Source organism: Streptomyces sp., from assembly GCF_036524955.1.
Taxonomy (GTDB): Bacteria; Actinomycetota; Actinomycetes; order Streptomycetales; family Streptomycetaceae; genus Actinacidiphila.
The window spans coordinates 1-24,310 of sequence record NZ_DATDBG010000039.1 but is presented as its reverse complement, the minus strand read 5'-3'; the positions used below and the strand labels follow the sequence as shown (position 1 = coordinate 24,310).

18 protein-coding genes are annotated in these 24,310 nt (G+C 71.3%); 9 read left to right on the top strand and 9 right to left on the bottom strand.

The annotated features are described in order from the left end of the window. Window positions 1–79 precede the first annotated feature (79 nt). From VIW71_RS03490 to VIW71_RS03470, 5 genes are all read right to left on the bottom strand, one after another. Window positions 80–1,261: a NosD domain-containing protein gene (locus VIW71_RS03490; protein ID WP_331620437.1), complete on the bottom strand. Its 1,182-nt coding sequence runs from the start codon at window positions 1,259–1,261 to the stop codon at window positions 80–82. Window positions 1,262–1,332: 71 nt separating this feature from the next. After that, the gene (locus VIW71_RS03485; RefSeq protein ID WP_331620436.1) at window positions 1,333–1,521 is read right to left on the bottom strand and encodes a hypothetical protein; all 189 of its coding nucleotides are present in this window, start codon (window positions 1,519–1,521) and stop codon (window positions 1,333–1,335) included. A 118-nt stretch (window positions 1,522–1,639) separates the two neighbouring features. Further along, a complete protein-coding gene (locus VIW71_RS03480) occupies window positions 1,640–2,560 on the bottom strand; it encodes a carbohydrate ABC transporter permease (protein ID WP_331620435.1) in 921 nt (306 codons plus the stop codon). Next, window positions 2,557–3,432 carry a carbohydrate ABC transporter permease gene (locus VIW71_RS03475; RefSeq protein WP_331620434.1) on the bottom strand — a complete coding sequence of 292 codons (876 nt, stop codon included), beginning with the start codon at window positions 3,430–3,432 and terminating at the stop codon, window positions 2,557–2,559. Before VIW71_RS03475 ends, VIW71_RS03480 begins: the two co-directional genes overlap by 4 nt. A gap of 86 nt (window positions 3,433–3,518) precedes the next feature. Continuing rightward, a complete protein-coding gene (locus VIW71_RS03470; protein WP_331620432.1) occupies window positions 3,519–4,898 on the bottom strand; it encodes an ABC transporter substrate-binding protein in 1,380 nt (459 codons plus the stop codon). 273 nt (window positions 4,899–5,171) lie between these two features. Between VIW71_RS03470 and VIW71_RS03465 the strand changes: the two genes are divergently transcribed. From VIW71_RS03465 to VIW71_RS03430, 8 genes are all read left to right on the top strand, one after another. Further along, window positions 5,172–6,182: a LacI family DNA-binding transcriptional regulator gene (locus tag VIW71_RS03465; protein ID WP_331620431.1), complete on the top strand. Its 1,011-nt coding sequence runs from the start codon at window positions 5,172–5,174 to the stop codon at window positions 6,180–6,182. 123 nt (window positions 6,183–6,305) lie between these two features. After that, window positions 6,306–7,685, top strand: a complete 1,380-nt coding sequence (locus tag VIW71_RS03460; RefSeq protein WP_331620430.1) for a glycoside hydrolase family 172 protein — start codon at window positions 6,306–6,308, stop codon at window positions 7,683–7,685. A 289-nt stretch (window positions 7,686–7,974) separates the two neighbouring features. Then, window positions 7,975–9,450 carry a glycoside hydrolase family 32 protein gene (locus VIW71_RS03455; protein WP_331620429.1) on the top strand — a complete coding sequence of 492 codons (1,476 nt, stop codon included), beginning with the start codon at window positions 7,975–7,977 and terminating at the stop codon, window positions 9,448–9,450. Further along, the gene (locus VIW71_RS03450; RefSeq protein ID WP_331620428.1) at window positions 9,447–10,430 is read left to right on the top strand and encodes a PfkB family carbohydrate kinase; all 984 of its coding nucleotides are present in this window, start codon (window positions 9,447–9,449) and stop codon (window positions 10,428–10,430) included. Before VIW71_RS03455 ends, VIW71_RS03450 begins: the two co-directional genes overlap by 4 nt. 614 nt (window positions 10,431–11,044) lie before the next feature. Continuing rightward, a complete protein-coding gene (locus tag VIW71_RS03445) occupies window positions 11,045–12,232 on the top strand; it encodes a dipeptidase (protein ID WP_331620427.1) in 1,188 nt (395 codons plus the stop codon). Then, entirely contained in the window at window positions 12,229–13,593 is a 1,365-nt protein-coding gene (locus VIW71_RS03440) for a hypothetical protein (RefSeq protein ID WP_331620425.1), read from the top strand. Before VIW71_RS03445 ends, VIW71_RS03440 begins: the two co-directional genes overlap by 4 nt. 906 nt (window positions 13,594–14,499) lie before the next feature. Then, window positions 14,500–15,588 carry a lytic polysaccharide monooxygenase gene (locus VIW71_RS03435; protein WP_331620424.1) on the top strand — a complete coding sequence of 363 codons (1,089 nt, stop codon included), beginning with the start codon at window positions 14,500–14,502 and terminating at the stop codon, window positions 15,586–15,588. Window positions 15,589–15,738: 150 nt separating this feature from the next. After that, window positions 15,739–16,620, top strand: a complete 882-nt coding sequence (locus tag VIW71_RS03430; protein WP_331620423.1) for a hypothetical protein — start codon at window positions 15,739–15,741, stop codon at window positions 16,618–16,620. A gap of 61 nt (window positions 16,621–16,681) precedes the next feature. Here the strand turns inward: VIW71_RS03430 and VIW71_RS03425 are convergent, their stop codons facing one another. The 4 genes from VIW71_RS03425 to VIW71_RS03410 all read right to left on the bottom strand — a co-directional run bounded on the left by VIW71_RS03425 (window position 16,682) and on the right by VIW71_RS03410 (window position 20,724). After that, window positions 16,682–18,970 (bottom strand): hypothetical protein, encoded by a 2,289-nt coding sequence (locus VIW71_RS03425; protein ID WP_331620422.1) that lies wholly within the window; start codon window positions 18,968–18,970, stop codon window positions 16,682–16,684. Window positions 18,971–19,158: 188 nt separating this feature from the next. Next, a complete protein-coding gene (locus VIW71_RS03420; RefSeq protein WP_331620421.1) occupies window positions 19,159–19,518 on the bottom strand; it encodes a DUF6113 family protein in 360 nt (119 codons plus the stop codon). Next, a complete protein-coding gene (mshB, locus tag VIW71_RS03415) occupies window positions 19,515–20,507 on the bottom strand; it encodes an N-acetyl-1-D-myo-inositol-2-amino-2-deoxy-alpha-D-glucopyranoside deacetylase (protein ID WP_331620419.1) in 993 nt (330 codons plus the stop codon). The genes VIW71_RS03420 and mshB overlap by 4 nt, the downstream gene beginning before the upstream one ends. Before the next feature lie 22 nt (window positions 20,508–20,529). Next, on the bottom strand, window positions 20,530–20,724 hold the full coding sequence (locus tag VIW71_RS03410; protein ID WP_331620418.1) for a DUF2304 family protein: 195 nt from the start codon (window positions 20,722–20,724) through the stop codon (window positions 20,530–20,532). Window positions 20,725–20,984: 260 nt separating this feature from the next. Here VIW71_RS03410 and VIW71_RS03405 point away from each other — a divergent pair, with 260 nt between their 5' ends. Next, entirely contained in the window at window positions 20,985–23,183 is a 2,199-nt protein-coding gene (locus VIW71_RS03405) for a S9 family peptidase (protein WP_331620417.1), read from the top strand. Window positions 23,184–24,310: the final 1,127 nt, after the last annotated feature.

The window sequence follows — 24,310 nt, the reverse complement described above, 5'->3', positions numbered from 1 at the left end:
GGGGGGGGGCGCCCCCCCCGACAGGCCCCCCGCAGGCTTGGCAGGCTTGCGTGCCAAGCCCCCGGCAGGGCTTACGGAACTACGGAGTCGCCACCAGCGAGTAGTTGGTGGTGAACGCGCTGACCTGGCCGCTCGCGGCCGTGTAGAGGAGTTTCGTCGCCGTCGTGCTCGCGTCGAGCACGATCTTGACCGACTGGTTGGCGGAGATGTTGTTGGACGCCAGGAAGTTCGCGTTGCCGCTGGCGACCAGGATGATCGTCGGGTTCGCGCCCGACGGGGTGACGTTGCCCGTCGGAACGTTGAGGGAGAACTGGTTCGCGGTGACCGCGTTGTTGCTGCCCTCGATGTGGACCAGGCCGAAGAGGTCGTCGTAGCGCGTGCTCGTACCGTCGCCGTAGACCCGCCGGAAGTGGTTGCTGGAGATCAGGCTCTCCGAGCAGCTGCCGGTCAGCGCGACCATGCTGGGGAAGTTGCTCAGCAGCTTGTTCCCCGTGATGGAAGCCCGGTTGGAGTTGTTCAGCGTGATGTTGCACGCCCACAGCACGGTGTTGCCGTTGATGGCGATGCCCTCGGCGTTCTCGGCAAACACCGAGTAGCCGGCCCAGGCGCTGATCAGGAAGTTGTTGGTGATCTTGGCGACCTGCGAGGCGCCGGTCAGCGAGATGCAGGAGCCGACCTCGGCCATGAAGTTGTTGGTGATGTTGGGCGCGTCGGCACCGTTGATGATGAGGGCGTTCCGGAGGTAGACGAAGCCCATGCCCTCCACGCGGAAGGCGTCGTTGTCGGACTGGACCGAGATGCCGATCTTCTGGTTGCCCGGCTCGTACGGCTTGCTGTCCGTCACGCCGTCGATGCAGAAGTCCCGGAAGACAACGCTGTTCAGCCGGCCGACGGTGCTGGGGTTCCCGGACCGCTGGACGAGGAACGCCTCCTTGTTCCCGTCGGTGTTCACCACCCTGACGTGGCTGGCGCCCGGCTGGGTCTCCACCCACGAACCGGTGGACGACTCGTCACGGATCGCCTCGGACAGGAAGCCGTGACCGGAGCCCTTGATCTCCAGGAAGCTGACGTCGATGACGGCGCGGGTCTTCAGGTCGTAGTGGCCCGGCGGGATGTAGATGACGGCACCGGGTCTGGTGGTCTGGGTGGTCTGGTTCACTTTGATGTCGGCGATGATCTGGTTGATCACTGCGCCGAGGTCCACGTACGGGGAGACGGTGGCACCGGGCCACGTCGTCACGTCGTACACGGTGTTGGCCATGTATGTCCCTTTCTGCGGGTGCTGGAGCTTCGAAAAGCGGCTCTCGCTCGGAAGCTGTGGGGGGGATCAGGTCACAGAACGCCGACGATGGAGTGGTACGACGGGTGGGCGGACGACTTGGGGGCGGGCGCCTTGGCGGGCGTGGCCGCGCGGGCGGTGCTCTGGCGCGCGGCTGCCGCGTAGGTGGCGGAGGTGAGCGCCGCCGTGACCGCACCGGAGAGCAAGGTGCGTCGGGACAGGCGTGGTTGTGCCGGATTCATGAGCGGCTCCTCGTGGGAGGGGAGGGGGGACGGCCCCACGCACGTACATCAGGAGGAAGGACGTACGTGGGGCCCAGTACCTACGGAACCGGTCGGCACAGGCAGTGCGGGATGGGGCTCAGCGCACCGCCCCGGCCGTCATGCCGGAGATGACCTGCCGCTGGAACACCGCGTACAGGACCAGTTGCGGTAGGAGCACCAGCGTGGCGGACGCCATCATGGCGCCGTAGTCCACGCTGTAGACACCCTGGAACTGCGAGACCCCGAGCGACACCGTGGTGAGCGTCGGCTTGTTGATCAGCGTCACGGCGAAGGGGAACTCGTTCCAGACGTAGATGACGTTGAGGATGGCCAGCGTCGCCATGACCGGGCGCATCAGCGGGAAGATGACCCGCCAGGCCAGCGACCACAGGCCGGCACCGTCGATCACGGCGGCCTGTTCGATCTCCTCCGGCAGATCGCGGAGGAAGCCGGTGAGCAGCAGGATGTTGAACGGGATCGACACGGCGATGTAGGGGAGGATCAGCGCCGCGTACGTACCGAACAGGTGCAGGTCGACGCTGAGCCGGTACACCGGGAAGAGCAGGATGTACACGGGGACGGCCAGGCCGGCCAGGAAGTAGTACCGGAGCGCGTTCTGCACGCGGCGCCCGCGCCGGAACTGCATGCGGGTCAGTGCGAACGCGGCCATGTAGGAGATGAACAGGCCGATCGTGACCGAGACGACCGCCAGGATCAGCGTGTTCTTGTACATCACCAGCAGGTTGAGCGTGTCCATGGCCCGCTGGTAGTTGTCCAGGTTGAGATGGGACAGCGAGAACGGGTGCTCCAGGATGTTCTCGCTGGTCTGGAACGACAGCAGCACGATCCACAGCAGCGGCAGCAGGACCAGGAAGGTGACCAGATACGCGACCGCCGAGAGGATGAAGCGGGTCCGGCGACCGCGCCGTGGGGGGCGGGGACGGGCCGGCCCGGGCTCCGCCTGGAGCCGGACGGCCGAGTGCCGGCCGCGCGGTTTCATGCCGATGTCGACGCTCATCGGGCCGTCGCCCTTCTACGGAGTCCGAACAGGGTGAGGGCCGAGACGACCGCGCCGAACAGGAAGATGACCACGGCCAGCGCCATTCCGTAGCTGTACTGCAGTTGGGTGAAGGTGATGTGGTACATGTAGCTGACCATGACCTCGGACAGGTGGACCGGGCCACCGCCGGTGAGGGCGAAGACCAGCTCAAAGATCTTGAAGACGTTGGTGACCACCAGTGCCGTGACGATGCCGAAGGTCTCCTGGAGCATCGGGATCTGGATGTACCGCAGTTGCTGGATCCGCGAGGCGCCGTCCAGGGCGCTGGCCTCCATGACGTCCCTGGGCAGCATGCGCAGGCCCGCGTAGAAGATGGTGACGAGGAAGCCGATCTGCTGCCACAGGAACACGAAGGCGATCGAGTACGGGCTGAGGGTGCTGCCGCCGATCCACATCGGACCGGCGGCTATGCCCAGCGACTGCAGGAAGGCGTTGACCAGTCCGATCTTGGGGTCGAGGATGAAGATCCAGATCAGCCCGACGAGGATGGGCGCCACGATCGCCGGTGCGAAGACCAGCGGCCGCATGATGGCGCTTCCCTTGACGTTTCCGCTCAGCAGGACCGCCAGCAGGAAGCCGAGCGGGATGAGCAGGAGCACCGCGATGCCGAGGATGATCCCGGTGTTGCGCATCGAGGTCCAGAAGATCGTGTCCTGCACCATCTCGCGGTAGTGGCTTGCTCCGGCGAACTTCGCCGACGAGACGCCGTCGAAGTCGGTGAAGCTGTAATAGATCGAGTACACGATCGGGTACACCATGTACATGGTGTAGAGGATGAACGCCGGTGCGATCATGAGGGTGAAGTGCCGGCGTCTGCTGAGCCAGTTCATGCTCATCCCTGTCGGTTCGGGCTGTGGACGCTGTTCCTCAGCGGGGTCACCCCGCATGGTGACCCCGCTGAGTCAGGACAGGTCGGCTACTTGATGGACTTCTGGACGAGCTTGACCGCGTCCTTCGGGCTGAGCGCGCGCTGCATGACGCCGTAGATGCTGTCGTACATGGCACTCGCGGTCTCCGCCGAGACCACCAGGTCGGGTTGGGCCTGGGGGCTGGTCCAGCCGGGCTTGGAGACCTCCTTCAGCACCGCGCCGAAGACGGTGTCCTGCTCCGTCCCGCCGGCCGGCGAGTACGTGGTCACCGGCGGCTGCGCGTTCTTGACCAGGAGCTGCTGGCCCTCGTCGCTGTAGTAGAAGCCGATGAACGCCTTGACCGCCGCCAACTTCTTCGGGTCCTTCTTCACCTTGGCGCTCACCACGAAGGGCGCGGAGGGGGCGTTCATCGCCAGCTCCTGCTTGCCCACGCCGTCGGAGAAGGTGGGACCGGCCCAGAAGCCGACCTGGGGGCCGATCGGGCTGTGCTGGAGCTTCGCCGCTTCCCACACGCCCGCGTCAAGGAAGGCGGCCTTGCCGGTCATGAACGACGAGACCGACTGTGCGTAGGTCTGCGTGGTCATGTTGGACGGGAAGGCGCCGGCCTCGGCGAGTTCACGTATGTGCTCGTAGAGACGGACGAAGTCAGGGTTGTCGTAGGAGAGTTGCTTGCTGAGGATCTTCGGGTACTTCTCCTCGTACCCGAAGCGGTCGAGCATGGTGAGGAAGGCCCACACGCTGAACGCGGACTGGTTCGCGCCCTGGGCGATCGGCACGACCCCCTTGGCCTTCAGCTTCTTCACCGCGCCGAGCAGGTCGTCGAAGGTGGCGGGCAGGGTGACGCCGGCGTCCTTGAGGATGCCCTTGTTGTAGTAGAAGCCGGTCACCAGCGCCTGGTACGGGAGCCCGTACTGGACGTTCCCCTGCTTGAAGCCGGAGAGCATGGCGGGCGCGAACTTCGACTGGAGGTTGGTCTCCTTGAGGATCGGCGTCAGGTCCAGCAGCTTGCCGTTCTTCACCATCGTCTGCGCGAGCGAGTTGTAGACCCAGAAGACCTCGGGCAGCGTGTCGCTCTGCGCCGCGATGGTCATCTGCTGTTCGTGCTGCTCGACGGTCTGCCCGACCAGGTTGATCTTCATGGTCGGGTTCTTCGTGTTGAACGCCTGGACGACCTGGTACGTCGCCGGGTCCTGCTCACGGCTGTTGGGGTTGTGCATGGACAGCGTGATCACGCTGTCCGAGGTCGAACTACCGCTGTTGGTGGCCGAGCCGCAGGCCGTCAGCGCGGAGGCCGCCAGCACGACTGCGGTGGCGCCGCCGACCAGGCGCACGCGGGTCGGACGCGTGCCGGTCAGCCGCCCGCCGCCGACGACTCTACGGGCCGCCGCGGCCCCGTTTCTGCGGATGCCTGCGACATTGCTCGACATGTGCCCACCTCTGAAGTGCCATGGTCTGGGAAAACGTTTCGATGAAAACTACTCAGACTCTTAGCTCTGTCAAGACTTCATGACGTAGAGGTTTCCGCATCTGGGTTGTCAACCCCGCCTCAGCGGCTCCAGAATCGCCAATCCACGCGCGTCAATGGGTAGAAAACCTCTCATACTGCCCACATGCGCTCGGCCGACGGCCGTTGACGTAACAACTCGGCCCATGCCATGGTTGCGCAAACGTTTCGATGACAAGGCGGCGATGGCGTAGTGGTGACGATCGTTGAGGTCGCACGGTTGGCGGGAGTCTCCACGTCCACCGTGTCCCATGTCGTCAACGGAACCCGTCCGGTCCGGGCCGAGACCCGGGCGCGTGTGGACGAGGCGATCCGGGAGACCGGCTACCGTCAGGACGGGGTGGCCCGTGCGCTGCGCCGGTCGCGGACCGACTCCATCGGCCTGGTCCTCTCCGACGTTTCCCAGCCCGCGTTCGCCGAGATGATCCACGGCGTCGAACGCGAAGCGACGTCCGCCGGCTACACCCTGCTGCTCGCCAACTCCGCGGAGGACCCCGCGACCGAGTCCCGCGCGCTCCAGGTACTCGCCGCCCGGAAGGTGGACGGCGTCATCATCGCCCCGGTGGGCGGTTCCCAGCGCTCGGAGATCAGCACGATCCAGGAGCAGGGCACTCCGGTGGTGCTCATGGACCGCCTCGGCGGCGTCCGCGCCGACCAGGTGGGCGTGGAGAACGCCGCACCCATGCGTGATCTGGTACTGCACCTCGTCGGGCACGGCCACCGGCAGATCGCCCTGGCGGCCGGAGACACCAAGGTTCCGACCATAGCCGAGCGCCACCGCGGCTACCTGGACGGGCTGGCCGAGGCGGGCATCGAAGCCGACAAGTCCCTGATCGTCACCGGCAGCGGTCTGTCGGCCGACACCAGGGAAGGCATGCTCAGCGTCCTCGGCCGGCCGCAGCCGCCGACCGCCGTGGTCGCGGTGAGCACCGGATCGGCCGCCGGAGTCCTGGAGGCCGCCGGCCGGCTGGGGCTGCGTACGCCACACGATTTCGCGTTCGCCACGTTCGACGGTTTCCCGTACGCGGACCTGTTCCGGCCCGGCATCACCACCGTGACGCAGCCCGCGTACGAGATCGGGACCACGGCCATGCAGTTGCTGCTCGGCCGCCTCGAAGGAGACCCGAAGGCCCGCCACCGGTCCGTACGGCTGGAGCCGGAGATCACCTACCGGGAGTCGTGCGGCTGCTCGAACGCCGCCGGGTAGGCCGAGGGGCCGCCGGTTCCGCGCTCCGGCAGGGGCGATTCCGGGCCGGGAAATGAGTGGTGCGGGAGGCCGCTTCCCCACCGCCCGACATCACCATCAGCACTTATCGAAAGGGTCACCCCTGTGTCCTCCTCCCCCCTTGCCCATCTCACCCGTCCGAAGGCGGCGCGTTCCGCCCGGGTCTCCAGCTGGGACCAGCGCGGTCGCAACCAGGACTACTGGACGACGCCCGCCCACTCCAGCCGGGTCCTCGCCGACCTGCGCGGTCCGGGCCAGATCACGCACATCTGGATGACGCAGTTCTGCCGCCGCACCCTCGGGCCCGGCCTGATCGACCCGCTGGAAGCGGACACCGTCGCGCCGGTGATGGAGATACACAACGCCCTCGGCGTCAACTGGGAGGAGCCCGACCCGGACTACTACCGCAAGGTGCTGATCCGGATCACCTGGGACGACGAGGAGGAGCCGGCCGTCCTGGTCCCGCTGGGCGACTTCTTCGGCATCGGGCACTGCATGCCCAACAGCTACCAGTCGGCGCTGTTCACCGTCTCGGCGAAGCCCGAGGAGTCCCTGATCTTCGGCGGCAGCGCGGCGCTGAACTGCTGGGCTCCGATGCCGTTCAACAAGCGCGCGGTCATCGAGCTGGTCAACGAGAACGACCTGCCGATCCAGCAGTACTTCTACGTCGACTTCGAGCTGTACCCCGAGCCGCTGCCCGAGGACACCCTCTACTTCCACTCCCGGTGGAGCCGGAGCAACCCGTGCAACGGCTGGGCGCCGGACATCCAGACCAACAGCCCCGAGGTCAACATCGTCGACGTCACCGGCGAGGACAACTACGTCATCCTCGAGACCGAGGGCACCGGCCACTACGTCGGCTGCAACCTCTCCGTCTACCACCGGCAGGGCAGCTGGTGGGGCGAGGGCAACGACATGATCTGGATCGACGACGACTTCCTGCCCGACGGCGGCACGGTGTGGCCGCCCTCCCTGCACGGCACCGGCACCGAGGACTACTTCAACCACGCCTGGGGCATGCAGAAGAACGCCTACCTCTACCACGGCGCGATCCTGCACGAGGCCGACGTGCCCGGCTACTCGGTCAACTACCGCTTCCACGTGACCGATCCGGTCCGTTTCGAGGAGCGGATCAAGGTCTCCATCGAACACGGCCACGGCAACCACCTGTCCGACGACTGGGCGTCCACCGCGTACTGGTACCAGACGCTGCCCTCGCCCAAGGCGAGCATCCTGCCCCTTGAGGAGCGGCTGCCCGTGCGCCCGGCCGGCCACCCGGCGCCGCGCCCGGCACCGCGCAGCGGGACCGTCGCGGAGGAGATCGCCGTCATGCGCGAGCGCTACCAGGCCCGGTTCGAGCGGCACATGGAGCGGCTGGCCGAGCGCACCCGGCAGCGCGGCGAGCGGTCGCTCCAGGAGTCGGAGGCCAACGCCCGGCACGCGGCCGACGTGCGGCGGCGCTACGACGAGCGGTCGGGCAGCTGAGAGGCTGACGGGCTGAGGGGTGGGTGCGGGGCGGGGGCTCGTACGCCGCGCGTACGGCCGCCCGCACCACGCGGGCACCCGCCCCTTACGCTCCCGCCGCACCACGCCCGTACGCCGGCCGCACCGCGCCCGTACGCTGGCCGCACCACACGTTCGTACGCCCGCCCGCACCACGCGGGCGCCCACCGCGCCGCGGCACCCGCCCCGTAGCCCGGCCGCACCATGCGCCCGCACGCCCGCCGCCCCACCGCAGTACGACACCTGCCGTGTCCACAGAAAGGCACCTGCCGTGTCCTCCTCACCCGCGCGGAAGCCGCACTTTCCCGCCGTCCATCTGCGTCCGCCCCTCAACTGGCTCAACGACCCCAACGGCGTGGTGCACCATGACGGCCACCACCACGTGTTCTTCCAGTACAACCCGCGCAGCGCGCGCCACGCCGACATGCACTGGGGCCACTTCCGCAGCACCGACCTCGTGCACTGGGAGCTGCTGCCGATCGCTCTCGCGCCGACTCCGGGCGGCGACGACGCGCAGGGCGTCTGGTCGGGCAACGCCGTCGAGTCCGACGGCGAGCTCGTCGCGTTCTACTCCGCGCGGCACGCCGACCGCTGGTACCAGCCGGTGACCAGTGCCCTCTCCCGGGACGGGGGTCTGACCTTCACCAAGCACGAGGGCCTGCTCATCGCCGAACCGCCGGACGGCACCACGATGTTCCGGGACCCGTACGTGTGGCGCGACGGTGACCGCTGGCGGATGCTGGTGGGCGCGGCCCTGGAGGACGGGCGCGGCGCGGCGGTGCAGTACGACTCCGCGGACCTGGAGGAGTGGACGTACCGGGGCCTGTTCCTCGCGCGGGACGTCGAGCCGCTGCCCGGCGGCGCCAACACCGAGGAAGGCTGGGAGTGTGCCCAGTACGCGCACTTCGGGGACGGCCGCGGCGCGGTACTGGCCAGCGCCTGGGACCCGGAGGAGGGCGCCAGCTGCACCGTGGCGTGGCCCGGCCGCGAGGAGGACGGGGCCTTCACCGCCGGTGCTCCGCAGCGCCTCGACCACGGCCCGGACTTCTACGCCCCCGCGATCGCCCCCACCCCGGACGGCCGGTGGCTGATGTGGGCGTGGATCTGGGAGGCCCGTGACGAGGAGCGCGTCGGCGCCCCCGGCGAGTGGATCGACGAGGCCGGCTGGGCGGGCATGCTCTCCCCGCCCCGCGAACTGACCCTGGCCAGGGACGGGACGCCGTACGGATCGGTGCGTCAGCGCCCGGCCCGCGAACTCGACCGGCTCCGCGGCGACCAGCGCGTCGACGTCTCCGGCGAGGTGTCCGCGGACGCGGAACCCGTCGACCTCGGCGAGATCGGCCAGGCGAGCGACCTGACCGCCCGCCTCGCCCCGGGGGCCGGCCTGCGCGTGGTCACCTCCGCGGACGGCACCGAGTACCTGGACCTCAGCTACGACCGCGCCACCGGCGACCTGGTCGTCGACCGCGATCACGCCTCCCTCGACCCGCGTGCCAAGGGCGGCAGTTGGCGCCTGCCAGTCGGGGAGGAAGCCGCGGACCTCCGCGTCGTCCTGGACCACTCGGTCGCCGAGGTGTTCACCGCTGCCGGTGAGGCGCTGACGATCCGCTTCTACCCGGTGGGCGGCAGCCCGTGGCGGCTCCAGGCGACCGGCGACGGCTCCGCGGCCGCCTACACCGTCCACGCCTGGGATCTGGCCGCGCTGGACATCCAGGACAAGCGCCCCGAACCGGAGTTGGCGTCGTGACCGCCGCCGCGACCGTCCTCACCGACGGCACCCCCGCACCGACCGATGTCGTCGTCATGGGTGAGGTGCTGGTGGACCTCGTGTGGCGGACGAATGCCACGTCCGTCGCGCCGCTGGCCGGGGGCAGCCCGGCCAACGTGGCGGTGGGCCTGCACCGGCTCGACCGCTCGGTGTCGCTGGTGAGTTGCTGGGGCGAGGACCCGCCGGGGGCCGTCGTCGCGGAGTACCTGCACGGCATCGGGGTGCCGGTGGACCGCGCGGAGAGCGCGTCGAGCCGTACGACGCTGGCGCTGGCGTACGTCGACGATGCCACCGGCGGAGCCACCTACGACTTCCTCGCCGCGTGGGACCCGCTGCGGCTCGCGGTGCCGCCGGAGGCGACGCTGCTGCACACCGGTTCGCTCGCGATCGTCGTGGAGCCGGGCGCCGAGCGCGTACGGGAGGCCTGCCGCGAGATGCGCGCCCGGCCCGGCGGGACGGTCGCGGTCGACCTGAACATACGGCCCGGCGTGCAGCCCGACCGTGCCGTCTACCGCACGGCGGTCGAACGCGTCGTCGCCGTGGCCGACGTGGTCAAGGCGAGCGAGGAGGACCTGACCTGGCTGTGGCCCGACCTGTCCACCGCCGAGGCCGCGCGCGGGCTGCTCGCCATGGGCCCGCGGCTGGTCGTGACCACGCTCGGGGCCGAGGGCGCCGCCGCCTACATCCCGGACGCGGAGGTCACCATGCCCGCCCCGAAGGTGGACGTCGTCGACACCATCGGCGCCGGCGACGCCTTCCAGTCCGCCCTGCTGGCCGCGCTGCTGTTCTCCGACGGCTCTGACGGTACCCCCACCGTCCGCCTCCCCGCCGACGCCGACTCCCTGCGGGACGTCCTGCGCCAAGCGGTCGTGGCCGGCGCCCTCACCTGCGAACAGGCCGGCGCCCGTCCGCCGACCCGCGCGCAACTGGACGCCGCGCTGACCACGACCTTCGCGTAGAGCGCCGCCGTCCGGCCGGTCCGCGACGCCGTCTGTGCGGTCAGGCGAGGTTGGGGGGGCCGACGGGATACACCGTCGAGCCCGGCCGACGGCGATGAGCACGTCACTCATTGCCGTCGGCCGGCCGGTCTGGCAGTCGAATCCCCCGAGCCCGGTTTTCTCTTCGAGGGTCCGGGCGATCCGGTACGCCTCGGTCACGACAGCCAGGGCCGCTTCTCCCGCGCAGCGGTACGGGATCGCGATGTCCGCGCAGCCCCCTTCGTAGTCCGGTCGCAGGCGCCCGTCGGGCCCGTCGCGGCACAGGGTGACGCGGGAGCGGTACGTCTGCGTGGTCGTGGGCCCGAACTCCGCGGTCGCACGCCGCAACGATCCATTCCCCACGATCTCGTGGGCCGGCGGTGAGCTCCATCGGCTCCGGCTCGGCGTCCCGGGTCGTACTCCGCGGCACGGTCCTCCAGGGTCTGCAGCGGACTCCGGCCGGGCCGGGCCGGGCCGGCTTGCCGAGCGCTTATCCCCGTGTCGTGGGACGGTTGTTCGCAGTTCGAATTTCAACTTCGTTGCGTGCGAAAGCTCGACCGACAAGCTGAGATCTCCTTCATGATCGCGGGTGGTTTGTGAAGCGCAAGAACTACAGCGGCTACACGGCGTACTCCTACCTCACCCAAGGCATCGACTACCGGCCCTTCGACCTGGCCGCTGAGACGGACCGGGTGCCCGGGTACGAGCTCGGCCTCACCGCCGAGCAGGAAGACCGGGCCCAACGGCTGCTGGCCGACAACGTGGTGGTCTCCCTGCACGACCATCCGATCCGGCTGCCCGCACGCCCCGAGGAACTGTCCGAGTATCAGAAGGCGGCGCATGTCGCCCTGGGATACGCCGGGCTCAGCCGGTCCGGTCTGGACGCGGTGTTCGAGAACCTGGGCGGCCCCGGCTGGTCCTGGCAGGACACGATCACCGACCTGGGCATGCGGCTGTGCGATCTCGCCCACCAGGACTTCGTGGTCACCGCCGGCACCACCGACGCGATCCGCACCGCCCACGCCACCGGCCGGGTGGCTCTGGTCCTGGGCCTGGAAGGTGCGGAGTCCATCGAGGGCGACATCGACCGGATCGACGTGCTCTACGGGCTCGGCGTCCGGCAGTTGGGTGTCGTGTACCTGGAGGAGAACGCCCTCGGTTACGGGCTGCAGGCGCCGGTGGACCACGGTCTGACCGAACTGGGCAGAAAGGCGGTGCGGCGGATGAACCAGCTCGGCATGGCGATCGACCTCTCGCATGCGGGCGACCGCACCGCACTGGACGTGATCGAGGCCAGCGAGCAGCCGGTACTCATCACACACGCCGGGGCCCGCGCGGTGTGGGACACGGTCCGGATGAAGCCGGACGAGGTCCTTGCGGCGTGTGCGGCGAAGGGCGGCCTCATCGGACGGGAGGCGGCGCCGCACACGACGGTCAGCCCGGCGCACCGGCGGCACGGCATCGAGTCGGTGATGGACCACTTCCGCTACTGCGTGGACCTGGTGGGTATCGATCACGTGGCGTTCGGCCCCGACACCTTCTTCGGGGACCACGTCGGACTGCACCGGGCGCTGGCCGGGGTGCTGAACCTGGAGAAGTTCTTCGCCAGTGGACCGGAGTTGGTCATGACGGAGTACGTGACCGGGCTGGAGAACCCGGCGGAGTGCTTCCCCAACATCACCCGCTGGCTGGTGCGCGGCGGCTACTCCGACGAGCAGGTCGCCGCTGCCGTGGGCGGCAACGTGCTGCGCGTTCTGGACCGGATCTGGGGTGCCCCCTCATGACGACGATCGAACCGATGCCCGCTGCCACCGTTGCCGCTGCCTCCGCGGCCACGTCCCGACCGCCCCTGTGCGCCACCGCCCCCTGGCTCACCCGGGAGGAACGGGACTGGTTCACGGCGCATCTACGGGAATGGCTCGGCGCCGGGGCGTCGATACCGCTTCCGCCCACGCCACGGCCCTTCCAGCCCTCCCCCGAGCGGGCAGCGCTGTCGCGCGACCGGCGCCGGTCCGTACCGGACTTCTTCCGCGGCTGCCTGCGGGTCTACCGGGCGGTACTGGACGGCGAGGTGCCACCGGCCGTCGGTAAGGCGATCTACGGCGGCTGCCCGCCCCACCTCGACCTCGGATTCCACCGCCGGATGGGTACCGCGGCGCTGACCGTCCCGCAGAGCTTCCGCACCGACGAGTCCATGAGCGGGAAGCTCTTCGAGATACAGGTTCCCGGGTCCGGCTGGGGCGAGTACCTGCTGCTCAGCGACTTCTACGCCGCTTTCCGTGGCCGTGGCCCGCTGGGCACGGACGGGGCCGGCACAGTCGCGGCCTACGTCGACGCGCTGCGGCGCACCTTCCGGACCACCGACCCCTGCCTGCTCCACCTGTTGGACACCTCGACCGCGCAGACCGGTATGCGGTACTTCATCCAGCGCGCCCGGGGCCTCGGGGTGCGGTACTTCGGCTGGGACTCCGGGATCGGCCCCGCGGACATCCAGCACGTCAAGTCGCACTCCTGGCAGGCCCTGTTCGCCGCGCAGCACCACGATCAACTGCTGGCCAGGGCGGCACGGGAACCGGCGCTGTACGACACGTCGACCAACTGGATGTTCTTCACGAAGGTGGTGACGGCGCTGCCGTTCTGGCGGCTGACCGCCGACTTCTTCACCGACCAGGACCGGAGCCTGTTCCCGTACACCGCGATCGTGGAGCCGGACGGCGTCCAGACGGCGGACGGCGAGTTCGTCTCCCGGAAGGAGTTCACCGAGCAGGTCCTCGGCGGACGGCGGTATTTCCTGAAGTACGCGGGCGGCGACCTCTACCGGGGCAGCACCGGGTACGGCGTCCACGTCCTGGACGCAGCCGCCGACGGGACCCGGGCGGTCCTCGACGCGGCCTGGGAAGAGGTCGCGGCCGGTACCACCTGGATCGTGCAGGAAGCGGTCGAGGACGACCGGACGTGGGGCGAGGGCGCCCCCGAGTTCGCCGGGCTGACCCCGAAGCTGAGCGTGATGTGCTCCCTGGGCGAGTACCTGGGCTCCATGATCCTGGTCGGCGAGGGGTCCGTCGTGCACGCCCGCTCCAGCAGGGCGCTGACCGTCTGCGCCGAGCCGCTTCCCGCCTCCCCGCCGGACGAGGACCGATCGTGACGTCGAAGCGCATGCTCAGGCTCGGCGCGTCGGCGAAGGGACTCGGGCGGTCGACGTCGTCACCCGGTTGTGGGACAGCTGGGACGCCGGCGCCTTCATCCGCGACAAGGAAAGCGGCGCCTGCTTCGATCCCGCCCAGGTGCGCCGGCTGGACCACGAGGACCCGCACTTCCGGGTGCGCGGCCCGCTGAACGTGCCGCGCACGCCGCAGGGGCGACCGGTCGTCATCCAGGCCGGCGCCTCGCCGGCGGCGCGAACTGGCCTCGGCGACCGCCGAAGTCGTGTACGTGGTGCAGAACCGCCTCGCCGACGCGCAGACGTACTACGCCGCCCTGAAGGGCCGTATGGCCGCCTACGCCCTGCGCCGAGAGGGCTGGAGGACGGCAGCCCGTCGGTGAGCCGGGTGACGGCGGCGGCGTCGGGTCCCCCGTAGACCTCGTCGGCCCACCGGTCGACGTCCGCGGCCCGGTCAATGGCCGCGTACGCACGACCGTCCCGCCGCCACGACCGGTCGGGCGCGAAGAGGTGCCGCGGCACGGCATCAACGGCCCGCCGGATCGACGGAGAGGGCGCCGGCCAGGCGCCGCGCCGCTCCATCGCCTCCGCGAGCCGCCGACGCCGCTCCCCGAAGTCAGCCACGGCTCTCCGTCCTCCCGCGCCGTCCCGACGCGTTGGTCGTAGCCCATGGTGACGCACCGTCAGGCCATCCGGGGAGGCAGCCGCACGGGCGCGCGGAAGCACTTCGGGGCGCACCCTCGGCGCGCCCCCCGCGAGCGGCGAGTACGCCGGGCTGGAACCGCCCGAAAGAACATCACTTTCCGTACTCGTTCAATTACCATCCGCAATGGAGTCCTCGCGACCGCGAGGAGTCCTGGGGCAGTGCGCACACACCGGGGAAGGACGCCCATGAGTGGGAAGACTGAGATCGCGGCTCCGAGGGATCTGCGGGCCGCGGCCACGTACCGCACGGACGGCGGCGAGAAGCTGTACGGGATCTCGCTGGAGTGGACCATCGGCGAGAACAACGGTGCCGGGAGGCCGGGCGACTGGGAGAGCGGCACGGCGGGTGGCTACCCGAGGCTGTACGAGGTGGAGCTGAACGACGGCGAGCTGAGGCAGACGGTCGCCGTCGGGTTCCACGCACTGCCGACGTGGGGCTCGTACTGGAACCTGGCGCGCACCCACTGGGTGAGCCTGGGCACCGATCCGGACGCGCGGTACGAGGTGAAGGTGCGCGCGAGGCAGGCGGACGGCTGGAGTCCGTGGACGAACACGGTCACCGTCGACGCGAAGGACGCGGTGGCGTACGTGAACCCGTACTCCGAGAGCGGCGCGCCGGCCGCCGCCGAGGAGATCGCCCCGATGCACGGCAGCGTCAGCCGGCCGGTCAGCCGGGCCCTGTACGCCCTCCCGCTGAACGACCCCTCGCCGATGTGCGCGGCGGCGCGCGAGCGGATCACCGCCCCGGGGGACTGGGCCGGGATCGTTCCGCCCGGGACGGTGGAGAACCCGCCGTGGAACGGCCAGTACCTGGAGTACCGGAAGTTCTTCGCGGGCCGCGGCCCGGTCATCGCCTCGGCGAACCGCACCGAGTTCGCGGGCCTGGACCTGACGCCGTCACAGGTGGGCGGAGCGGACTGGCCGACCACCACGATCGGCGCCTCCGCCGACGAACTCGTCCTCCAGTACGGCTACACCGCCTTCCACCGGGGCTGGACCTGGACCCACCAGTGGTTCGTCACCGTCGACGGCTGGCAGCCGGACCAGGGCATCTCCTGGGAGACCCTCGAACCGTTCCCGTTCTTCGTCGACCTCTACGGCGGCCCCGGCGAGCACTCCGAAGGAACGCCGTGGGAGGAGACGGAGACGCACGTGATCCAGACCGTCCCGAGGAAGAGCGGGCGCCACGCCTTCGTGAACATCTACGGCGGCCACGGCGGCCACAGCGGCAAGGGCGAGTTCTTCGTCTCGGTCTGTGACGTCGTCTTCGCCTGACCCGGGCCCGTCCACCCCGCGCTCCCCCGCTCCAGGGGCACCTCCACCGGCGGGAGGGCCGCCACGGGGCTCGCCGAACGGCTGAGACAGTCGCGGGGTGCGGGCGGTCGCGGGCCTGCCCGGCGCAGCCGGGTAGTAGGGTCCGGGACTGTGCCCGATACTCCCGCTTCCTCCGCGTCCTCGGAGTACCCCGAGTACTCCGAGGACTCCGAGTACTCCGACTACATGACGGGGTACTCCGAGAGCCTGATCACCACCGCCGTGCTGGACGTCGCGGCGCGTGCGACCCTGCCGTTCCAGGCAGCGCGCGCGGACCGGAACTTCGGTACCGCGTTCTGGTACAACGACCTGGTGGAGGTCGCGGAGGACCGGGAGGTGATCCGGCAGTACCTGGTGACCGCGGAGCCGTTGACCCGCTACGAGATCGGGCAGTTCACCCTGCGCGCCGGCCTCGCCGAACCCGAACTGCCCGTCGACGAACTCGTGATGCCCGGCTTCGCGAAGAAGTGGTCCCGGGCCGGCGACCTCGGGGTGGCCGTGATGCCCACGGTGGAGCTGCACCTGCACGCCGAGCGGAAGGGCTGGAGCTGGGCGAGCCAGGAGGTCACCGCGGGTCTCGCCGCGCAGCCGGAGGACATCGCCGGGCTGGGGGCCGAGCCCGTTCCCGCGTACGCCCTGGGCCACGAGGTCACCGGGGACCCCGGTCACCGGCGCCCTGAACGCCCGCAGACCCTGCTCGCCGGCACGGTCACGCGTACGGCGGACGGCACCACACGGTGGTCGGGCCCGCTCCCCGAGGGCTGCGCGGGTGCCCCGGTCTTCGCGGGCCTCCCGCACGCCGGCGGCCAGGTGAAGCTGGTCTGCCTCGGCCTGCTGCTGCCGGGCGGCCCCGGCGAGGCCCGCGGCCCCGGCGACGCCCCTGGCTCCGCCGGCCCCCGTGACTCCGGCACCGTCGCGACCTTCGACAAGCTCCGCCCGGCCATCCACGCGCTGACCCCGTCGCCCAAGCGGCACTGGTGGCAGCGGGGCTGACCGTACGCCCCGGGGCCGGCACGCCCCGGTGCGTACGGGCGGAGGCCGGTACGCCCCGCTCCTACTGCGCCACGTTGGGCAGCGTCACCGTACGGTCCGCCGTGACGGTGGAGCTGAGCCCCGGGATCATCGCCGTGGCGATGTCCTGCGGGGTGACCGGGGTCCTGGTGCCGTTGCCGCGTTCGAGGAGGACGCCGTCGAACGTGCCCCCGTAGAGCGACTCGAGGACCGCGAGGTCGATGTGGGGCGCGAGGTGGCCGTCGGGGGTGGGCAGCATCGTGAGGAACTTCGGCAGGGACCTGTTCGGGCCGAACGTGATGAAGTGCACATCATCGGCGCGAATCGTTACGTAGCCGGACATCGCAGCCTTGCCGAAGCCGTTGACGGCCTTGGCGAGTTCGGCCTGCGAGACCTTCGGGGGCGCGGTGGTGACCGCGAGGGCGACGGGCTGGTCGACGCCGGACTCCGCGCGGGCGCGGTAGGCGGCGGCGACCTTGTTGGCGGCGGCGTTCACGTCGAAGGTCTTGCCGGGCCGACCGGGCACGCCGATCGCCTTGCCCTCCGAGAACCGCACCATGGCGTCGGATCCCGCGCTGTTCCTGCCCGCGACCGATGTGAGGGCGACCTTCAGCTTGTCCTCGTCCACGACTATGACCGGTTCCGCCGTGCGCGGCCCGCCGAAGAGGGAGCCGATGACGGAGACGGGGTTGTAGTCGGTGTGCGCGGCGCCCCGGACGGTGGCGTCGGTGTCGACGGACAGCCCCGCGACGGACGGCTTGAGGCTCTGCCGACGGCCTCCGACGCTGAGGGTGAGCGGGGCGGTCGTACGGTTCCCCAGCGCGGTCTCCAGCGTCTTGAGGGCGTCCTCCTTGCTCTTGTCGCCGATGTCGACGCCGAGCACCGTGGTGCCCTTGGGTACCTCGGCGTGGTTCATCAGCAGCCCCGCGCCGTACGCCACGAAGAGCGCGCCCCCGGCCGCGACGCCGAGCAGCACCAGCTTGGAGCGGCCCTTCTTCCTCGCGGGCGCCGAGGTGGCCGGCGAGGCCGGTACGGGCTGGGGTGCGGGAGCCGGCGCGGGACGCGACTCGGCGGGCGGCACCCGGGGGATGCCGTTGACCAGGGTGTCGTCCGAGACCGGACCCCCGCCTTCGGGGGAGGGGCCCCCACCCGGCAGCGGGAACTGCGGTGACGGGCGGAGGCCGACGTCCGGCTCCGCGGCCAGGGGAAGCCGCATCGCGCCGGTGGCCGGGCCCGTCGTCGGGCCCACGGGCGGCTGCGGACCGGGGAACTGCGGGTTCGCCGGGCCCGAGATGTACGCGTCCGGCGAACCCGCCGGGAAGGGGTCGGCGGGGTGGGGCACTCCGGGCGGGAAGTCCCCCGTGCCGTCGGCACCGCCCGCGAAGAGGGAGGGGAAGCCGGCCGCCGGGGTGTCCTGCGGCCCGAGTCCGCGCGGACCGCCCGGCGGGGAGTCCGCGGCCGGTGCCGGATACGGAGACAGGGACGGGGACGGGGACGGCGGGGTGGGCGTCGACCCGGTTTCGGCATCGGCGTACACCCGCTCGCCGAACGGCCCCTCGGTGTACGGCCGGTCGGTGAACGGATCCACCCGGAGCTCGGCGAACGGGGCGTCGTCGGGGTCGCCGGGCCGCCCGTGCCCGGCCACCTGCTCCCCGAACGGACCGGGAGCCGGAACCGGAGCCGGACCGGGAAAACCGGGAGCCGGAACCGGAGCCGGACCGGGAAGACCGGGAGCCGGAACGGGACCGGGAGCCGCACCTGACGGCGTACCCGGCGCCGTACCGCGGCCGGCGCCGGGAGCGGCGAACGGGTCCGCGGCCGACGGCGTACGCGGCTGCGTACCGGAGCCCGCGCCGGAAGGCGCGAACGGGTCCGCGCCCGGCCCCGCGTCCGGCGCGGTCTGCGGCGCGGTCTGCGGCGCGGCCACCGGCTTGCGCGGTGCGAACCAGTCGCTCGGCTCCTTCTCCTGTGCCGCCTCCGGCTCCTCCTCGGGGGAGGGGTCCGGCGGGGCGGGGATCTCGGTGGTGGGCTGGTCGGCCCCGGGCGGGGTCTCCACCGGGGTCCGGACGACGACCGGCGGGATGGGGCGCGAGCCGGGGATGTTGATCCTGACCCGGGTGGTCAGCGTCGTCTCGGTCTTGGGCTCGGCGGCCGGCGGCTCCACGCCGGGCTGCGGCGCCTCGGGGGCCTCGGGGGCGCCCGCCGGGCGCGGTCGCTCCTGCGGATGCAGTGAGGGGAAAGGGCGCGCGCCGTACGGCTGGGTCCCCGACGGGTACGCGGCACCGCCGCGCCCCTGGGGGCCGGAGGACGGACTGTCAGTTTCACGACTCAAAACAGGCTCTCCCGGTTAGCTTCGCCGCCCCGCGCATCTCACCGCGGGCGGCCCGCCGGCGCGACCACCATACCGACCGGCGTGGAACAGCGACCCTCGTCCCTCAGAACGCTCGCGGTCAGCCAACCACGAGCCCGCCCCCGCTCGCCAAGTCGGGAGCCGCGTCAGGCGGCACTTCAGGCGGCACGTCAGGCAGCATTCAGCCCTGATGAGGGCAGTTGGGGCACACTCGCGCAGATCACCGCGGTCATCGCGCCCCCGAGCAGATAGATGTACGGTCCGACGCCGGCCGCGAACAGGAAGTCACCCTCGGGCCGCGACGTGCTGAGCAGCAGCACGCACAGCACCCAGACCGCGGCGGGCACCGCCGCGCCCAGTCGCGTACGGGTGGCCCGCACGCCGCCGTAGAACAGCGCCGCGCACCCCGCGAGCGCCAGCAGCAGCCCGCCGGGGAACCAGCCCGCCTGCACGAGCGACCCGGCGACCGCGACGAGAGCCCCGAGCGCGCCGAGGACGGCGTACGCGAGCAGGCGCGCCCGGCCGCTCATCGGGGGCCACCGTCCGCCGGTTCCGGCGCGGCGGTGGCCCCGGCGGCATCCCTGGCGTCCCTGGCATCCCTGGCCCTGCCGTCCCCGGCATCCGTCGCACCCGCCGCACCCGTGGCCGGGAACAGATCGGTGCCGCGCCCCTCGGTCAGCGCCTCACCGCGCACCTGGCGGTAGTACTCCGTGGCGAAGAACGGCTGCCCGAGGTCGTTGGAGAGTGCGAAGAACGGGCCGTCGACCGCGATCTGGCTGGCGTGCGCGCGCATCGCCGCGGTCTTGCGGTCGGCGTACGCGGTGCCGTCCACCGCCACGGTGACGAATTCGTCGTCCACCACGCCCGGGACGTCGTCCACGCTCGCGATGGACTCGAAGGGGAATTCCTTGCCGGCCGCGGCCAGCCGTTCGAAGCCGGCCTCGACCACGGACCGGGGCGTGCAGATCTCGTACACCCGGTCGATGCGGTGGCCCTGGTCGGCGGCGAGTTCGTAGCCGCGCAGGGCGACCCGGTGGGCCTGGATGTGGTCGGGGTGGCCGTAGCCGCCGTTGTCGTCGTAGGTGACCAGAGCCTGGGGCCGTACGTCGAGGATCACCTCGGCCAGGTGGCCGGCCGCCTCGTCGACGTCGGCCTGCCAGAAGCAGCCGGGGTCGTCGTTCTGGACCACGCCCATCATCCCGGAGTCGCGGTAGCGGCCCGGGCCGCCGAGGAAACGGTGGTCGGTGACGCCGAGTTCGGCCATGGCGGAGGCCAGTTCGCCGATCCGGTGTTCGCCGAGGGTGTCGTCCCGGTCGGCGGCGAGGTGCGCCAACTCCTCCGGGATCACCTCGCCCTCCTCGCCGAGGGTGCAGGTGACGAGGGTGACGAGGGCGCCCTCGTCCGCGTACTTGGCCATCGTCGCCCCGTTGTTGATCGTCTCGTCGTCCGGGTGGGCGTGGACGAGCAGCAACCGCCGCGGGGGAAGGCTTGCGGCAGGGCCTGCGGGAAGATCGGTCATGGACGAAGCGTACGACTTCGGGTCAGAACTTGATGTCCGAGATCATCCCCGCGACGTTGGTGGTGAAATCGGTGATCGTCGGGGCAACCGACGAGCTGGCAAGGTAGAAGCCCAGCAGCGTACAGGCGACGGCATGCCCGGTCTTGAGTCCGGACCGGCGGATCAACAAGAAGACGACGACCAGCAGCAGCAGCACCGCCGAAATCGAAAGTGCCACAGCGGCTCACCTCCCAAGTACGCAGGGTCATGTCAGTTGCCACATGGTTATTACCCACCCACGGCTACGGATCATAACTTTCCGTGCCACCGCATATGTCGGAGCACGGAAGCACGCGGGGGCGCATGACCATATCCAGCCACCGGACGCGCGCGGCGCGAACCGACCCGGCGGCGCTCCGGTGCAGGTCCGGGCGGGTACGTGCGGTGCGGGCGCAAATCCGGAGGCGATTGTCGGTGGCACCGCCTACTGTCACGGATATGACGTACCTCTCATTCCCGCGCCAGTACGCGCGGACGCAGCGGTTCACCCTCGGGGCGCCCCGGGCCTTCGCGATCGCGCCGCGGGGGGACCGGGTGGCGTTCGTGCGGTCGCGGTCGGGGACCGAGCGGGCGCAACTGCTGTGGGTGCTGGACGTGGCCCGGGGCGGGCCGGGCGACGGGGCGGGGGTGCCGCCGGCCGGGAGCGGCGAGCGGATCGTGGCGGACCCGGTGGCGCTGCTGGGCGGTGCGGACGAGCGGCTCCCGGCGGCCGAACGGGCGCGGCGGGAGCGCAGCCGGGAGGGCTCCGCGGGCGTGGTGGGCTTCGCGGTGGACGACGCGGTGGAGGTGGCGGCCTTCGCGCTGTCCGGGCGGCTCTTCGTGGCGGAGCTGCGCCCGGGAACGGCGGGCGCGCGCGAACTGGCGGTACCGGGGCCGGTGGTGGACCCGCGGCCGTCGCCGGACGGGCGGTGGGTGGCGTACGCGGCCGGGGGCGGGCTGCGCGTCGTCGAGACCACCGGGACGGGTGACCGGGCGCTCGCCGAGCCGGACGGCGCGTCGGTGACGTGGGGGCTCGCGGAGTTCATCGCGGCCGAGGAGATGGACCGCAGCCGGGGCTTCTGGTGGTCCCCGGACAGTACGGCGGTGCTGGCCGCGCGGGTGGACGAGTCGCCGGTCCAGCGCTGGTGGATCTCCGAGCCCGCCCATCCCGACCGGCCGCCGCTGGAGGTGGCCTACCCGGCGGCGGGTACGGCCAACGCGGTCGTCACGCTGACCCTGTTGGGGCTGGACGGCTCCCGCCGCGACGTCGCATGGGACGGCGAGCGCTACCCGTACCTGGCCGCGGTCCACTGGTCGGCCGCCGGGCCGCCGCTGCTGCTGGTCCAGTCCCGGGATCAGCGCGAGCAGGTCTACCTGACGGTGGACCCGGTGACGGGGGCGACCAGCGTCCTCAAGATCGAAGAAGACCGAATTTGGCTTGAACTGTTCCCCGGATCGCCCGCCTGGACGCCCTCCGGCGAGCTGGTGCGGATCGTGGACGAGGACGGGGTGCGGGTTCTCAAGGCGGGCGAGAAGACGCTGACGGGCGGGGAGTTGCACCTGCGGTCGGTGCTGGACGCCGGGGCCGGCGATACCGGAGAGGCGGGCGGTGACGTGCTGGTCACCGCGTCCGCGGGCGAGGCGGCGGCCGACCCGGAGACCGGTCAGGTGCACGTCTACCGGGTGAGCGGGTCGGGCGCCGTCCGGGTCTCGGCGGAGCCGGGGGCCCACACGGCGATGCGCCGCGGGGAGTTGACGCTTGTGACGTCCACCGCGCTGGACCGGCCGGGCGCCCGGACCCGGGTGCTGCGCGGCGGCACGGTGATCGCCGAGTTCGCCTCGTACACGGAAGCGCCGTCGCTGACCGCCCGGCCGCGACTGCTGGAGGCCGGCCCGCGCCGCATCCCCACCGCCGTCCTGCTGCCCAGCGGGTACCAGGAGGGGGACGGCCCGCTGCCGGTGCTGCTCGACCCGTACGGCGGCCCGCACGGCCAGCGGGTCTACGCGGCGCACAACGTCCACCTGGTGTCCCAGTGGTTCGCCGACCAGGGCTTCGCGGTGATCGTGGCGGACGGCCGCGGCACCCCTGGCCGCTCCCCCGCCTGGGAGAAGGCCGTCGCGGGCGACCTCGCGGGGGTCCCCCTGGAGGACCAGATCGCCGCGCTGCACGCGCTCGCGGAGACGTACCCGCTGGATCTGGGCCGGGTGGCCATCCGTGGCTGGTCCTTCGGCGGCACGCTGGCCGCCCTGGCGGCCCTACGGCGCCCCGACGTCTTCCACGCGGCCATCGTCGGCGCTCCCCTGACCGACCAGCGCCTCTACGACACCCACTACACCGAGCGCTACCTCGGCCACCCCGACCAGCACCCCGAGGTCTACGACGCCAACTCGGTCGTCACCGCCTCCGGCATCCCCCAGCTCGCCTCGCCGGCCCGGCCTCTCATGATCATCCACGGCCTCGCCGACGACAACGTGCTCGTCGCCAACAGCCTCCGCCTCTCCTCGGCGCTGCTGGCCGCCGGCCACCCGCACGAAGTCCTCCCCCTGTCCGGCGTCACCCACATGACGACCCCGCAGGACCAGGTCGCCGAGAACCTCCTCCACCTCCAGGTCGACTTCCTCCGCCGCACGCTGGCCGTGCCCGGCTCCGGGAGCTGAGCCAGACCCCCGCCGGGGAGCCGGGGTCAGTTCTGCCGAAGACCTGGCGGCGGTGGCGGCGCAGCCGGGGATAGGGCGGCGGTTCGCCGAGGAACGGTGTCCCGCCGGGACGGCTTGGCCCACATGGGGAGTTCGGGGCGGCAAGTGGGGCGGCAAGTCGGGGGCGGGCCGAAGGCGCCCGGGCGTGAGAGAGGTGGGGGCGAAGGGGCCCAGGGGGCAGGGGCGTAGCCCCGGGGCGGCACCGGCCAGGCAGTGGGCCGCGGGGCGGCACAGGGGACGAGGAGAGCGGTGAGGGCCAGGCCGGCGAGCAGGTGGAACAGGTCGAAGAACCGCTGGGCGAGCAGGGAGTCGGGCAACCCGTCGGTAGTGAAGAGCAGTTCCTCGGTGTGCCGGATGGTCAGGGCGGCCACGCTGTCGAGGAGCAGGAGCAGGCCGAGCGCCGCGCCGAGGGGACGGGAGAGCGGTGCCTATGGCGAAGGCGGCGACCGCGGCGGCCAGGGCGAGGGCGACCGTGACCCAGGTGGCGCAGGCGGGCGGGGCGGAGAGCAGCCAACGCAGGCTGCGCTCGCAGGTCAGCGGGTGCCGGTACAGGTGCGGGGGTAGCCCGGGTCGCTGTACTCCTGCACGCAGGAGAAAACCGCCAGCCGCTCAGTCCGAGGACGAGCACCAGGGCAGCAGCCCCCGGGCGCGGCAACGGTGACCGGGGGGCGTCGCGGCCGGTCAGGGGCGGGTGACCGCAGCAGGTCCGTACGCTCCCGGGGCCGACGGGACGTGGGACATGCCGGGCGGTGGGAGACCGATCCAGGTCCGCAGGGGGTCGTGGAGGCCGACCGCGCGGACACCCTTGACCAGACGGGCGGGCTCAACTCCCTGCAGTGCCCGGCGATCAGCGCCCCGGGCGTCAGCGCGTCCTGCGCGCCCCCGTCGCCCCGCGCCTGCAGGTGGGCCGTACCCCACGGGCTGCCACATCGGCCCCACTCCCCGGTGTCCGCGCGCTGTTGCCGCAGGTATGCCCGTACAGGTTGGGTAGGAACAGCCGATCATCACAGGGGGATCGGCACGGGCGGCTCTCAGGCCCGGAGAAAGGGGTTACGGGGATGGGCACGGAAGTGCCGGGGAGCGGCCGG